Annotated in this window: 10 protein-coding genes; 4 read left to right on the top strand and 6 right to left on the bottom strand. The window is 57.2% G+C overall.

Going from position 1 to position 13,745, the window contains the following annotated elements:
• Window positions 1-8: 8 nt before the first annotated feature.
• Window positions 9-1,982, top strand: a complete 1,974-nt coding sequence (acs, locus tag JRJ26_07610) for an acetate--CoA ligase (GenBank protein MBW2057349.1) — start codon at window positions 9-11, stop codon at window positions 1,980-1,982.
• 56 nt (window positions 1,983-2,038) lie between these two features.
• On the opposite strand, the gene JRJ26_07605 is transcribed toward acs, so the two are convergent.
• The 3 genes from JRJ26_07605 to JRJ26_07595 all read right to left on the bottom strand — a co-directional run bounded on the left by JRJ26_07605 (window position 2,039) and on the right by JRJ26_07595 (window position 6,367).
• A complete protein-coding gene (locus JRJ26_07605) occupies window positions 2,039-2,923 on the bottom strand; it encodes a peptidoglycan DD-metalloendopeptidase family protein (protein MBW2057348.1) in 885 nt (294 codons plus the stop codon).
• Between the two features lie 301 nt (window positions 2,924-3,224).
• Window positions 3,225-4,604 carry a sigma-54-dependent Fis family transcriptional regulator gene (locus tag JRJ26_07600; protein MBW2057347.1) on the bottom strand — a complete coding sequence of 460 codons (1,380 nt, stop codon included), beginning with the start codon at window positions 4,602-4,604 and terminating at the stop codon, window positions 3,225-3,227.
• Window positions 4,605-5,128: 524 nt separating this feature from the next.
• Complete coding sequence (locus JRJ26_07595; protein MBW2057346.1) at window positions 5,129-6,367, bottom strand: PAS domain S-box protein; 1,239 nt, start codon at window positions 6,365-6,367, stop codon at window positions 5,129-5,131.
• Window positions 6,368-6,671: 304 nt separating this feature from the next.
• On the opposite strand from JRJ26_07595, the gene JRJ26_07590 reads away from it, so the two are divergent.
• The 3 genes from JRJ26_07590 to JRJ26_07580 all read left to right on the top strand — a co-directional run bounded on the left by JRJ26_07590 (window position 6,672) and on the right by JRJ26_07580 (window position 9,766).
• Complete coding sequence (locus JRJ26_07590) at window positions 6,672-7,394, top strand: creatininase family protein (protein MBW2057345.1); 723 nt, start codon at window positions 6,672-6,674, stop codon at window positions 7,392-7,394.
• A gap of 65 nt (window positions 7,395-7,459) precedes the next feature.
• Window positions 7,460-8,887, top strand: a complete 1,428-nt coding sequence (locus JRJ26_07585) for a nicotinate phosphoribosyltransferase (protein ID MBW2057344.1) — start codon at window positions 7,460-7,462, stop codon at window positions 8,885-8,887.
• A gap of 129 nt (window positions 8,888-9,016) precedes the next feature.
• The gene (locus tag JRJ26_07580) at window positions 9,017-9,766 is read left to right on the top strand and encodes a queuosine precursor transporter (GenBank protein MBW2057343.1); all 750 of its coding nucleotides are present in this window, start codon (window positions 9,017-9,019) and stop codon (window positions 9,764-9,766) included.
• 85 nt (window positions 9,767-9,851) lie between these two features.
• Here the strand turns inward: JRJ26_07580 and htpX are convergent, their stop codons facing one another.
• The 3 genes from htpX to JRJ26_07565 all read right to left on the bottom strand — a co-directional run bounded on the left by htpX (window position 9,852) and on the right by JRJ26_07565 (window position 13,731).
• Window positions 9,852-10,709, bottom strand: a complete 858-nt coding sequence (gene htpX / locus JRJ26_07575) for a zinc metalloprotease HtpX (GenBank protein MBW2057342.1) — start codon at window positions 10,707-10,709, stop codon at window positions 9,852-9,854.
• Between the two features lie 254 nt (window positions 10,710-10,963).
• A complete protein-coding gene (locus tag JRJ26_07570; protein MBW2057341.1) occupies window positions 10,964-12,034 on the bottom strand; it encodes a flippase-like domain-containing protein in 1,071 nt (356 codons plus the stop codon).
• A 239-nt stretch (window positions 12,035-12,273) separates the two neighbouring features.
• On the bottom strand, window positions 12,274-13,731 hold the full coding sequence (locus JRJ26_07565; protein MBW2057340.1) for a DegQ family serine endoprotease: 1,458 nt from the start codon (window positions 13,729-13,731) through the stop codon (window positions 12,274-12,276).
• Window positions 13,732-13,745: the final 14 nt, after the last annotated feature.

Raw genomic sequence — 13,745 nt, 5'->3', positions numbered from 1 at the left:
AGATTGAAATGGAATCGGAAGAGAAGACCATCGCTTCGATGATGGATGAGAGCCGCAGGTTTGAACCCTCACCGGCTTTCAGCGAGAAGGCCCACATCAAGAGCCGCGAACAGTACCAGACCATGTATGAAAAGTCCATAAGGAGTCCGGAGGAGTTCTGGGCCGAGTACGCCGATGAACTCCACTGGGTCAAGAAATGGGAAAGGGTTACGGACAGCGACTTCTCCGAGGCAAGGATTCAATGGTTCATCGGTGGGAAACTCAATGTTTCCTATAACTGCCTGGACCGCCATCTGCTTACGTGGAGAAAGAACAAGGCCGCTCTCATCTGGGAGGGCGAACCGGAAGGCGAGACAAGGACCTATACATACCAGCAGCTCCACAGGGAGGTCTCCCGGTTTGCCAATGTCCTGAAGAAAAAGGGGATCCGCAAGGGGGACCGCGTTGCCATCTACCTGCCGATGATTCCGGAACTGGCGATCGCCATGCTTGCGTGCGCCCGTATCGGGGCGGTCCACAGCGTTGTCTTCGGCGGGTTCAGTGCCGAGGCTCTGAGGGATAGAATCAGGGACTGCGACGCCAAGCTGCTCGTCACCTCGGATGCCGGCATGCGGGCTGGAAGGGTCGTTGCTTTGAAGAAGAACGCCGATTTGGCAGTTGCCGCGTGCCCCGGCGTGAAATCCGTCATAGTCGTCAACCGGGCCGATACGGCCCCGGCGATGGAAGCGGGACGGGACACATGGTGGGACGAGGAAATGGGGGCGGATGACATCAAAGGGGAGTGCGAGCCTGAGGTGATGGATGCCGAAGATCCGCTCTTTATTCTCTACACCAGCGGGAGCACCGGAAAGCCGAAGGGGGTGTTGCATACCACGGCGGGATATCTGCTCTATGTCAAGAAGACCTTCGAATGGATTTTCGATTACAGGGATGAGGATACGTTCTGGTGTACCGCGGACATCGGATGGGTGACCGGGCACAGCTATATAGTCTACGGGCCTCTGGCAGCCGGTGCTACGAGTCTCATGTTTGAGGGGGTCCCCAACTACCCGAAGCCCGACCGTTTCTGGGAAGTGGCGGAGAAACACAGGGTGAGCATTTTCTACACGGCTCCTACGGCGATCCGAGCCATCATGAGGCAGGGGGACGAATGGGTGAGGAAACACGATCTGACCAGCATCCGACTCCTGGGATCGGTGGGGGAACCGATCAATCCTGAGGCTTGGATGTGGTATCACGAGGTGGTGGGTAGGGGTAAATGCCCGATTGTTGACACGTGGTGGCAGACAGAGACCGGCGGGGTTCTTATCTCCCCCCTTCCGGGTGCCATTGCTCTCAAACCGGGCTCTGCAACGGTTCCGTTCTTCGGTGTTGAGCCTGCGGTGCTCAAGGAGGACGGCAGGGAATGCAGGGCCAACGAGGGCGGGTACCTTGTCATCAAGAAACCCTGGCCCGGCATGATGCGTACGGTCTTTGGAGACCCGGAACGATTCAGGGAGACGTATTTTGCCCAGTATCCGGGCTTCTATTTTACCGGAGACGGGGCGCGGAAGGACGAGGATGGCTATTACTGGCTCATGGGCCGCGTGGACGACGTGATCAACGTGTCTGGCCATAGAATGGGTACCGCAGAGATCGAGAGCGCCCTGGTCGCCCATGAGGCCGTGGCCGAGGCAGCGGTGGTGGGATATCCACATGAGGTGAAGGGACAGGGAATCTACGCCTTTGTGACGGTCAAGGCCGGGGTCCAACCCAGTGAGGAACTCAAAGAGCAACTCGCCGCCCATGTGCGAAAAGAGATCGGCCCCATTGCCAAGCCGGACAAGATCCACTTTGCAGACGCTCTTCCCAAGACGAGGAGCGGAAAGATCATGCGACGGATTCTCAAGAAAATCGCATCAGGGGATATTCACGATCTGGGAGACACCTCCACGCTGGCCGATCCCACGGTCGTCGAGGAGCTCGTCAAGGGGAGGCAGTAGTTGGGGGAATCCCACCAGCCAGCAAAGAGAATCGAGATGCTTGGGTGGGGGGAAGGTCACTTCGAAAAAGAGGCCATGCGGCCCAGTTGCCGTGACTCTGGGTATCCGAAGAGAATGTACTTTCTCGGGTCAACGGGTACGTTTCGCACCCTCACCTCGTAGTGGAGATGGGGGCCGGTGGATCGGCCCGTGTTTCCAACCTCTCCGATAAGATCCCCTCGTTTCACTTTCTGGCCGATCTTGACATGGGTTTTGTGAAGGTGGCCGTAAAGCGTGATAATGCCGTAACCATGGTTGATGACGATGACCTTGCCGTATCCATATTCACGCCCCACCTTGACCACCAGGCCGTCGGCCGGAGCAACAATGGGTGTTCCCACGGCGTTGGAAATATCGATCCCCTCATGCATCTGGATCGTCCCAGTAAAGGGAGAGATGCGGTATCCGAAGCCTGAAGAGATCCACCCCCGGGCGGGAAGAATGGACGGCGTGCAGGCAAGCTGTTCCCGCTTGCCCTGGAGCAGGGTCTCGAGTCGCTGGAGGCTCGCCTGTTCGACCTGAGCCTCCATGGCCAACCTCTCCAGATCCGCCTTCATCTGGCGGACGAGGCCGGCCTGGTTTTCCTGGAGAATCATCTCTTCCCGGACATCCTTGGGCGTGGGACCACCTATGCCGGAGGTGGTGGAAGGCGGGGGCTCGAGATTGGCAACAACCCGGAGCTTTGAATCGAACTCGCGGATCTTCGATATCTGGGTCTCCAGGTGCGAGATTCTGTCCGCAACGAGGCGTAGCTTGGATTTTTGGATTTCACTCTCTTCCCGCAACGAGGCGAGATAAAGGCGGGCTTCTCTAGCCCGGAAATAGTGCCAGGCGAGAAAGCCGGAAGCGAAGAGAAAGGCACAGAGGACAAAAGCCAGAAAGCCGAACCAACCCCCCGACATCCTGAGTCGTCTCACCTTTGAGGATTCGTTTGAGAATATCAGGACACTCAGATCCCCTTCTTCGCGCAAGGGACACCTCCTTTAGGCCCGGATGGGGAAGCGCTCGTAAGAGCTATCCCATATCGATGGTTTCTTGTCAACCTCCAAACAACTGGTGTTTTCCGACTTTCGGACAGCACCTTTTCCCCGAGCGATGCCATGGAAGCCGCGGGGTTGGAAGAATTCTTGATCGAAGAGTAAGGGAAGTCCGGCCGAAAGAGCTCGGCGCCCCGTTCTTCTTTCCCCCTCCGGTCCGAAGGACCTAGCGGTTCTTTATCCATCTCGGATGCTTGATGCCGTATTTCTTGATCTTATAGTGGATGACCCTTTTGCTGACCCCGAGCAGTTTAGCGGCATCCTGCTGAATCCAGTGGGTCTTTTCCAAGGCGTCGAGAATGGTGCTCTTTTCAAGCTCCTTGAGTTTGGGTACCTCGTCGTTTTGGAGAGGCTTTTTGGTGTGGGAGGCAATCTGAGCGAGTCCGCCCTCGAGCAGGAGATCCTCTTCCTCCAGAACATCCCCCTGAGCCATGAGAACCGCCCTTTCGATCACGTTTCTCAGTTCCCGAACGTTTCCGGGCCATGGGTACTCGTGTATTGCCGCAAGGGCTCTGGGGCTGAAACCTCTGATGTTCCGGTTGAGGGATCTTCGGAACTTGTCGAGAAAATAGGTGGCGAGCAGCTCTATGTCGCCTCCCCTTTCCCGCAGGGGGGGCAGCTCGATGTGGATAACATTGATCCGGAAGTAGAGCTCTTCCCTGAACCGGCCGTTTTCGATCTCTTCGATGAGGTTCTTGTTGGTGGCTGCCAGAATCCGCAGATCCACCTGGATTGTCTTGTTGCCCCCGAGCCTCTCGAACCGCCGCTCCTGCAGAACACGGAGCACCTTTGCCTGGATCCTGAGGCTCATGTCTCCAATCTCGTCGAGGAAGATGGTTCCCGTGTTGGCCTGTTCGAGTCTTCCACTCCTTTGCTTGACCGCACCGGTAAAGGCGCCCCTCTCATGACCGAAGAGTTCACTCTCAAGGAGGGTCTCCTGGAGGGCCGCACAGTTGACGCTCACAAAGGGCCTGTTTCTCCTTTCGCTGTTGTAATGAATGGCACCTGCGATCAGTTCCTTCCCCGTCCCTGTTTCACCGGTGATCAGGACCGTGGCATTGCTCCTTGTGATCTTCTTGAGCACACTGAAGATTTTTTGCATCTGCGGGCACTTGCCGGTGATATCGTTGAACTGGTAGATCAGGCCGGATCCGTGGCGGAGAAAATCCACCTCATTGGACAGGCTTCGGTTGTTCAGGGCCTGTCGGACCTTGATCTCCAACATATCCATGCTGAGTGGTTTCTGAAGGAAATCATCAGCCCCGATCTTCATGAGTTCAACGGCTTCAGAGACGCAAGCCACGTCAGAGACCAGGATGACCCGTGTGGGGGGATTCTTCTCCTTGATGGCATGAAAGATCTCGCGACTCTCGGGTTCTCTCATCCCAACCTTTTCCACGACAACGTCGAATATGGACCTGTGGATGGAATCGAGAGCCGCCTGACCTGTCCTGGCTCCGCTGACTTCGTGGCCCGTGCTGGCAAGGGCTTCCATCATGCGGTTGTACTCGGTGCTGTCTTCCTCGATCAGCAGAACTCTCGACACGTTTCGCCTCTCCCCTGCCGTGACCCTGTTGGCCCGGGTGAACCCGATGGAGGGTTTGACTCTTTCTTCCCGGTGCCTTGCAGGACTGCATCAGGGTTTGGTCCACTCCAGGACCCGGAATTGAAGGGATTGATTGGGTACTTCCTCAGAGGAGATCAGCAATTTTGATGCCATCTGTACGATTCTCTTCCCGGTGCTCCCCCGGGGGGTCTCTTGCAGGCATTCTACGGTTTCAGGTGCACCTGTGGTCCACTGCGGCGGCGGCTGCCGGGAGTGGGGATTCAAGGGCTTGGGGGGGCGAGGATCAGGGGACGAACCGAGCTGTCGGTGGTTTTGTCTGCTCCACGCCCAGGGGATTTCTCGGCAAGAACACGGATCGTTCGCCGGGTCGGCGGCTTCACACAGAGGTCCGGCACAGGGGTGAATCGTGCCGCCCCGCATCGGACATTTCTTCAGATCAGAAGGACGAAATGTCAGGACGGATTGCCGCGGCTCCCCGAGTTTCACCGCAAGGAGGGGCGGGGCTAGTCGATCCCTTTGAGTTTCTTGAGATGGGCGAGCTGGGTTTCCAACTCTTCGATCTTCTTCTTCAGCTCGATCATTCGCAGCTCGCGGTCGATGGTCAGTTTGTGCCATTTTTCGAGCTCGGTCATTCTATCCTGCAACTCCTTTTCGGCCTGTTTCCTCTCTGTAATGTCTCTGGCGATGGCCTGGATTCCGATGATTTTGCCCTCCTTCTTGACCACGCTCGCGTTGAAGTCGACGAAGATGACCTCCCCCGTCTTTCGTATCATCCTGAACTGATCATTGCTGGGGACGTCCTCTCCCGCCAATCTCCTCCGGTGGTGGTCGGCAAACAGGGGGAGATCCTCCGGATGGATGAGTTTGGAGAAGTGGAGGGTCTTTGTTTCTCCCTCAGAGTAACCGGAGATTTCGCAGAATTTGGGGTTGACCAGGGCGAAGGTTCCCTCCGGGTCGATCAGGGTGATTGCATCGTTGGCGTTCAAAATCAGGTTTTCATAGAGTGTCTGGGTTTCTTCCAGAGCCGCCTCCAGGTGCTTTGTGGCAGTGATATCCTTGAAGACGAGGGCGACGATTTTTCTGCCCTGGAATGTATCGTTGCCTATGCGTGCCATGAGAGTGTGTCTGCTTCCGTCATGGTGCACGGCTTCCAGCTCCAGGGTCCGCCATGCTTCGGGGGATGCGTCTTTCTGCCGCTCGAAGGTACCTGCCCCCTCCTTCGGGAAAAGACGGGAGAGGTCCATACCGGTTATTTCTTCTCTTGAATAACCGAGCAGGTCATAGACGGAGCGATTGGCGAAGGCGATCTTCCCGTTGTCGAGAGCGAGATATCCCTCTGACATGTCGTCGATGATCTGGACCTCCCGCCACATCGAGGCCTTCTCAATAGAATGTACCAGCTCGGCGAACCTGAAAGGTTTCGTGAGGTAATCACAAGATCCGGCTTTCATCACATTGACGGCCCGGTGTTCATCCCCATAACCTGTGACTGTGATTACGGCGAGGTTCCGGTCGATCTGACGAAGCCTCTTGAGGATTTCGGTTCCTTCGGCATCCGGAAGAATGAGGTCGAGGAGCACTATTTCAGGCCTGTCCGAAGAGGCCTTCTCGAGCGCTTCCTGGCCTGTGACGGCCGTATAGATGGTGTACCCTTGGCTTTCCAGAAAGGCGGAGGTTACCGTGGTGAAATTTTCGTCGTCATCGACGATCAGGATCTTCGATTTCTCGGTCTCTCTCACCATGGATCGGCCGTCTCCCACGGACCACCCTCTTGCCCCGTACGGGGCACCGGAGGCTTCTGTCTCCCCTTTGCAGCCCCCGAAGGGATTCCTGGATCTCTCGAGTCACCCCGCGTATAGGAGCGGACGGGAGTGAACGAGGTGTCTATATCACGGATCTCCGGGCGAATCAATCCCTTTGGGAATGCCCTTCTGAAACACGGGGCTTGTGCAAAACCGGGGATCTCCTGGGGGGTCCGGTTGTGACAAGGAGAGGTTGTGTATATAATGTCTGGATCGAGAGGGGTTTGGAAAGGGGAGACCGGGTATGCTCATGGAAGAGATGACCATGGAAGATTTTGAGAGAGCCGTCAAAAGGACCCAGACGGTGCTGATCCCTGTTGGTTCCCTTGAAGAACACGGTGGCCATCTCCCCCTTGCCACCGACACGGTGGAGGCTTACGAACTGGCGAGAAGAGCCGCTGAGGTGGTGGATGTCTTCGTCTCTCCACCTTTGCCTTACGGTGTTCTCAGGAGCACCCGGGACCATCCGGGTTCTGTGGGGATCTCCGCGGGAACATTAAGGGCGGTCGTCCGTGACATCGTCCATTCGCTGTACCGGCAGGGACTGAGGCGATTCATTCTCGTCTCTGGACATGCGGGTACTATCCATATCGGGGCGTTGAGGGAGATAGGCGAGAGCCTTGTGGAGGAGATCGACGGCCTTGTTCTGGCCGTCTTGTCTATTTTCGATCTGGTGGCCGAGGGGGGGGTACCCGAATGGATCGAGACGGAGAACGACTTCCACGCTGGCGAGTTGGAGACATCGGCCATGCTCGCCGTGAGGCCTCATCTGGTCAAGGGGACTTCCAAAGCAGAGTTCCCCCTTTTCCCTGAGCCGATAGTGGTGAGGTCGAGGAGGAAGTACTGGCCTGGAGGTGTGTGGGGCGATCCCGGCAAGGCCAGCCCGGAAAAAGGGAGAAGACTGATTGAGCTCTGCGTCGGGAGGCTCTGTGACCTGATTCGGAGGATTGATGGTTTTTCGGAATAGAACGGGGGACTCCGGTTTTTTCCACGAAGGAGGAACCTATGGAATCAAGTGAGGACAGATACCCTATGAATGAGCTGACTCTCCTGACCGATCTCTACCAGCTCACCATGGTGGCCGGGTATTTTCAGGAGGGCAAGGCGCGGCAGATGGCTAATTTTGATTGGTTTTTCAGGACGTTACCCTTTGGAGGGGGGTTTTGCGTGGTGGCAGGCCTTGACCAGTTGATCGACTACATCCTCAACCTGAGGTTTGAAGATTCCCACCTCGAGGCCCTTGACAGCCTCGGCATATTCTCCAAGGAGATACTCCGGAAATTCGAGAGATTTCGGTTCACCGGAGACCTCCTTGCCATTCCGGAGGGAACCGTCGTCTTTCCCCACGAAACCCTGATCAGGGTGACCGCTCCCCTTCCCGAAGCGCAGATCCTGGAGACGACCCTCCTAAACATAATGAACTATCAGACCTTGATTGCCACCAAGGCGGCCAGGGTTTGTCTGGCTGCGGAAGGAGACCCGGTCATCGAATTCGGTATGAGACGGGCCCAGGGACCCAATGGGGCGATCAGTGCCGCTCGTGCCGCCTTTATCGGAGGCTGCGAGTCCACGTCCAACGTGCAGGCCGGGCTGATGTTCGACATCCCGGTAAAGGGGACCCATGCTCACAGCTGGGTGGAGAGTTTTCCCGACGAATTGGAGTCGTTCAGGGCCTATGCGAGGACTTTCCCGGACTCGTGCATCCTCCTGGTCGACACCTATGACACCCTGAAAAGCGGCGTCCCTAATGCAATTGAGGCGGCAAGAGAACTCGAGAGAAGGGGGCACCGGTTCCTCGGCATCCGTCTGGACAGCGGGGATCTGGCGTATCTCAGCAAGAAGGCCAGAGAGATGCTTGACAGGGCTGGACTGAGTCATGCCAAGATCGTGGCATCGAGTGAACTGGACGAGTGGATCATCGAGAGTCTGAAGAAACAGGGAGCCAGAATCGATATCTGGGGAGTGGGGACCAGGCTGGTCACCTGTTGGGATCACCCGGCCCTGGGCGGAGTTTATAAGTTGACCGCCATCGAGGAAAACGGCCAGATGACCCCTAAGATCAAGGTTTCTGGAGACCCGGAAAAGATTACCAACCCGGGGCGGAACAAGGTGGTCAGGATTCTGAACCACAACATGGTGATGCAGGGGGACATTCTCCTCAGGGAGGATGAGACCGTTGACGGATCGCACCCGATTACAGGGTGCCATCCCATGTACCCGCACATATGTAAGACCTACAGGCCCCCTTTTGAGCCCCAGGAGTTGCTGGTCCCGGTTTTTCTGAATGGTGAACTGGTGTATGAACGGCCGAGCTTGAGAGAAATCCAGGCAAATACCTTTAGAAATCTGGAGAGGCTCGAGCCTGAATACAAGCGTCTCACCAATCCGCATATCTATAAGGTCAGCCTCAGTGAGAAGCTCAACCGGGTGAAGGAACGCCTGCTGCTGATGCACCAGTGAAGTCCTGCATCGGTCGCCCGTGACGACCCTTGGGCGGGTCGAACTCCGTTTCGGCATGACCCGGATTTGGCATGTCTCTTCGGCCCTCAGGGCGAGTCGCGGCATGGGGAAAGAGGGGTCAATGAACCTATGGACAGGGAGAGAGGGAACCATTACCATCTGCTTGGAACCGTGACTGCCCTCTTTGTGACGGTTCTTCTAACCAGCAACATCGCTTCTGCGGCGAAGATTGTCGACCTGAGGGTCTCGATCGGAACCTTCCCCCTGGCCTTTGACGGAGGGACCTTCCTCTTTCCCTTGAGCTACATCTTTGGTGATGTGCTGACAGAGGTCTACGGGTACCGGATAAGCCGGAGGGTGATATGGACCGGCTTCGGATGTGCGGCCCTGATGAGCCTGACTTTCTTCGTCCTGGGCAGACTCCCAGGTGAACCCTCATGGGAGAGAGCGGCCGGTCAAGCGGCCTATGACAAGATTCTGGGTTCGGTCGGCAATGGCGGCATCATTGCGGCGAGTCTTTGCGCCTACTGGGCAGGAGAGTTTTCGAACAGCTACGTCTTGGCCAAGATGAAGATCGTCACCCGAGGCCGGTGGCTCTGGGCCAGAACCATAGGAAGCACCATCGTGGGGGAAGGGGTGGACACGGTTCTGTTTGTGGGTATTGCCACACTGCTGGGGGTGTTCCCGGTTTCGGCCATGGCGAGTCTCGTGGTGGCCAATTACCTTTTCAAGGTGGGCGTTGAGGTCGTGATGACACCCGTGACTTATCGGTTGTGCGGCCTTCTGAAGCGGATCGAAAGGGTCGATGTCTATGACTATGATACCTCCTTCAATCCGTTCCGCCTGGAATTCTCCCTCCCCGGGGTTGCCAGAAAGTAAGGAGCCGCGACGTTCCGCTGGATTCCCCGAGTCATGGCACCCCGTGCCAGCCGGACACACCCGCTTCCGGCTCCAGAACCATTTCTTAGCTGAACCGTTCCCTTTCCATGGCTTCCAGGCGGCGGATCCGTTCCTCGATTGGGGGATGAGTGCTGAACAGTGTTGCCACCCCCTTTGCCTTGAGGGGATTCACAATAAACATATGGGCGGTTGCGGGATTCGCTTTCATGGGGATCGTCTTCGTAGAGGAGTCGAGTTTTTTCAGGGCCCTGGCCAGGTATGCCGGGTGCCCGGTGAGTTCGCCCCCGCCGCGGTCGGCCAGATACTCCCTGGAGCGAGAAATGGCCATCTGTATGAGCATGGCTGCCACGCCTGCCAGTATTGATACGAGCACGATCATCAGAAAGCTTCCACCGCCGTCCTCGTCGTCACCGCCGAACCCCCCGAACATCGCCCCCCACCGAGCCATCACGCTGAGGTAACTTATGGCTCCGGCCATGGTGGCCGCCACCGTTCCTATGAGGATATCCCTGTGCCGGATGTGGGAGAGCTCGTGGCCGATCACCCCCATGAGCTCCTCCCTGGAAAGGATTCTCAAGAGCCCGGTCGTGACTGCCAGAGCGGCGTTTTCGGGATTCCTGCCAGTGGCGAAGGCATTGGGGCTCTCATTCTCGATGACGTAAATCCTCGGCATAGGCAGTTGGACCCTCTGGGTCAGTTCTCCAACGAGGGAGTGGAGATCAGGGGCCTCAACAGGCCCGACCTCTCTTGCCCCGTACATCCTGAGGACGATTCTATCACTGAACCAGTAGGTGACGAAGTTCATGGTGCCGGCGAGAACCAGGGCGATGATCATTCCGTTTCGACCTCCCAGGAGGTCGCCGATCCAGAGAAAAAGCAGTGTGAGGATCCCCATCAGAAAGCAGGTGCGAAGAGTGTTCATGGCTTCTCCTCCTCCTCGGTTCCTCGGAATTCTTGGGAGCGGCCCTTTGTCCTTCGAGTTCTCTCCCCCTAGAGGGTCATCGCCCACCCCCGGTCCCTTTCGCTCACAGGGGGGTGGCGCCTATTAGATCTTCCCGCGCCCAAGCTCACCGTCCAACTATTTTACTTACAGCGGCGAGGCAATATCAAGTCGAGCCCGGATTGGGTCCGCCTAGGAGCAGCGCTGAACGGTTCCCATGGGCTCCTCCCTGGGCTTCAGGACCTGATCTGCCTGATGTCTATCGCCTTTGCTTCTTTGAAAAGGGGATAGTAGATGAAGATGCTCGTGACAAAGGGAAAGACGTAGTAGACGAGCCGGTAGAGGAGAATCGCAATGATGGCTATCTCCAGTGGAATGCCGAGGCTGTAGTAGACCGCGGCCATGGAACCTTCCATGATGCCGATGGCTCCGGGAATGAAAGCGACGAGGGAGACAAAAATGCCGATGGCAAAACCGACCACGAGGATTCCCGGGGAGACACGATAACCGATCGTGATGAAGGAAAAATAGAGACTCAGGAGGCAGCAGAGCCAGTCGAGAAAGACATGAACTATGGGCACGACCATTCCGCGCCTGCGGTTCAGCATGAGGGAGATACCCTGATGGAAGTCCTCCTTGAACTCCTGGAGATCGACACTCTCGAAAAGGACCTTGTTTGTGAGCTTGAAGGAGATACGGTTGATCAGGCGGGAGAAAAAATTGATAAAACGTTCTCGAAGAGTCTTGTCCACCACGGACCCCGTGGCAAGGAGGGACAGAGTCAAGGCGACGGCCAGGACGGCCCCTGAGGCCACGTACTGGTAAAGGCGCAGACCCCGGCTGGTGAGAAGATATCCGAACCCGAACATGACAAAACCGATGAGCACGCCGTTGATGAGAAAAGTGTGGACAAAACAGACGAGAAAAGTGTCGGAAAAGGAGATGTTTTTCTTCTTGAGAAGGAATAGCCGCATGGTCAGCCCCCCTATGCCGCCTGTGGAAACGAGGTAGTTGAGGGAGGTGGAGACCCAGGAGATGGCGAGCATGTCCTTGAAGGAGATGTGCTCGCCTACAAGGTCGAGAAGCTTCTTGAGAGCGAGACCTATGAAGAGATAGCTGAAGAAGGTGGCGATGAAGGCGAGAAGCAGAGGGCAGGGCTGAATCTTCTCAGCAACCTCTGCGATCTTGCGGAGATCGGAGACACTCAGGATCAGACCCGAACCGATGATTACGACCAGCAGGATTTTTACGATCGGTTTGGCGAGGAGCCCGTGCTTCTTGTGACCGGAGTCCCTTGGTTCCATCATCGCCTTGTCCTGTGCAGGGCTCTTTCCATTCCAGGATCCTTCCCTCTGGCAACCATCCGCCGGGCACGCGACGCTCCGCGGGCTGGTTCACGACCGCCTGGAGAGCCACCTCCATTCCGGCAGTGCCCCCGTCCCTGTCTGCCATGTGCGGCCCCCTGCCTCTACCCCCTCGAGGAGGTGAGGGACATCCAGGGCAGGCCGAGCAGGCCCAGGGGGAGGGATGCACCCCTCCCCCCTGCCTACTCAGGTGAAACCGTCACGAAGAGGCTGTTTTCGCCTCTTCTGATGAGAAAGAGGATATTCTCCTGGCCTTTCGCCTCTTCGATGGCCCTGGCAAAAGCCGCTGTGTCTTTTACCGGTTTCCGGTTCACCTCTTGAATGACGTCTCCTCTTCGGATCCCGGCCTCGGCCGCGGGACTGCGGGGTTTCACATCCGTGACCACCACCCCTCTCACCCCCTCAAGCCCGAGGCCGCGGGCGATCTCAGGGGTGATATCCTGGACTGTGATGCCTAGAGGCTTTGCGGCAGGCGCCTCGGCGACTTCTGCTTTTTCCTTCATCTCGGCCACGGTCAACTCGAGAGTCAGCACCTTCCCGTCGCGCCAGATCTTGATGGAGACCTTTTTCCCCGGGGGCGTCGACGCCACGATGCGTGGAAGATCCCCGAAGTTCTCGACCTTCTTGCCGTCGAATTCGAGAATTACGTCTCCCTGCTTGATCCCGGCACGATCCGCCGGTGTATCCTTGAAAACCTGGGAGACAAGGGCACCCTTGGGCTCCTTCAAGCCAAAGGATTTGGCCAGTTGTGAAGTGACCCTCTGTATGCCGACACCGAGCCATCCCCTGACGACCCGCCCCTTCTCCTTGAGTTGTGAGACGACCGCCTTGGCCATGTTGATGGGGATGGCAAACCCTATCCCCTGGCCTGTGGCCACGATGGCGGTATTGATACCCACCACTTCTCCCCAGAAATTGAAGAGGGGCCCGCCGCTGTTCCCGGGGTTGATCGAGGCATCGGTCTGGATGAAGTCGTCATACGGGCCTGCACCGATAACTCTCCCCTTGGCGCTCACGATGCCGGCCGTCACCGTCTCGGCAAGGCCGAAGGGGTTCCCGATGGCGATGACCCACTCCCCGACCTTCAACTTGTCGGAATCACCCAAAGGGGCCACGGGCAGGTCACCTTCCGCATCGATCTTGATGAGTGCGAGATCGGTCTTCTTGTCCTTCCCTATGACCTTGGCCTTGTAGTCCTTCTCGTTGGAGAGGGTGACTACGATCTCCTTGGCGTTCTCGACCACATGGTTGTTCGTCACGATGTAGCCCTGGCTGTTTATGATGACACCTGAGCCGAGGGACTTGGTCTCGAACTCCTGGGGCATCTGACCGCCGAAAAACCTCTCCCAGAACTGCCGGAAGGGGTCCTGCTCCCCGAAAGGCGACGGACGGCCGCTGAAGAAAGGATGCTGCTTCACCACCATGGTGGTGCTGATGTTGACGACCGCCGGTTTCAGCTTCTCGGCAAGCCTGGCGAACGTCTCGTTGGTGATCGTGACCGGCTTGCTCCGTTTGCTGCTGTCCAGGGTCGTCCAGAATGGTTCGCCCCATCCACTGACGGTGAAGACAAGCAGAACCGCCAGGACGACAAGGGCAGCAAATCCTCTCGGTCTCATGGATCTCGAGCCCATGGTTTTCATGAAGATTCCTCCTT

The sequence above is a fragment of the Deltaproteobacteria bacterium genome (assembly GCA_019308905.1).
Classification (GTDB): domain Bacteria; phylum Desulfobacterota; class BSN033; order WVXP01; family WVXP01; genus JAFDHF01.
The sequence above is the reverse complement of the archived record's forward strand: the minus strand, read 5'-3'. Positions and strand labels throughout refer to the sequence as shown.

Excerpts from the sequence above, each read along its gene's own strand:
- acs (MBW2057349.1), top strand. The coding sequence starts at position 9 with ATGGAATCGGAAGAGAAGACCATCGCTTCGATGATGGATGAGAGCCGC.
- JRJ26_07605 (MBW2057348.1), bottom strand. The coding sequence starts at position 2,923 with ATGTCGGGGGGTTGGTTCGGCTTTCTGGCTTTTGTCCTCTGTGCCTTT.
- JRJ26_07595 (MBW2057346.1), bottom strand. The coding sequence starts at position 6,367 with ATGGTGAGAGAGACCGAGAAATCGAAGATCCTGATCGTCGATGACGAC.
- JRJ26_07590 (MBW2057345.1), top strand. The coding sequence starts at position 6,672 with ATGCTCATGGAAGAGATGACCATGGAAGATTTTGAGAGAGCCGTCAAA.
- JRJ26_07585 (MBW2057344.1), top strand. The coding sequence starts at position 7,460 with ATGAATGAGCTGACTCTCCTGACCGATCTCTACCAGCTCACCATGGTG.
- JRJ26_07580 (MBW2057343.1), top strand. The coding sequence starts at position 9,017 with ATGGACAGGGAGAGAGGGAACCATTACCATCTGCTTGGAACCGTGACT.
- htpX (MBW2057342.1), bottom strand. The coding sequence starts at position 10,709 with ATGAACACTCTTCGCACCTGCTTTCTGATGGGGATCCTCACACTGCTT.
- JRJ26_07570 (MBW2057341.1), bottom strand. The coding sequence starts at position 12,034 with ATGATGGAACCAAGGGACTCCGGTCACAAGAAGCACGGGCTCCTCGCC.
- JRJ26_07565 (MBW2057340.1), bottom strand. The coding sequence starts at position 13,731 with ATGAAAACCATGGGCTCGAGATCCATGAGACCGAGAGGATTTGCTGCC.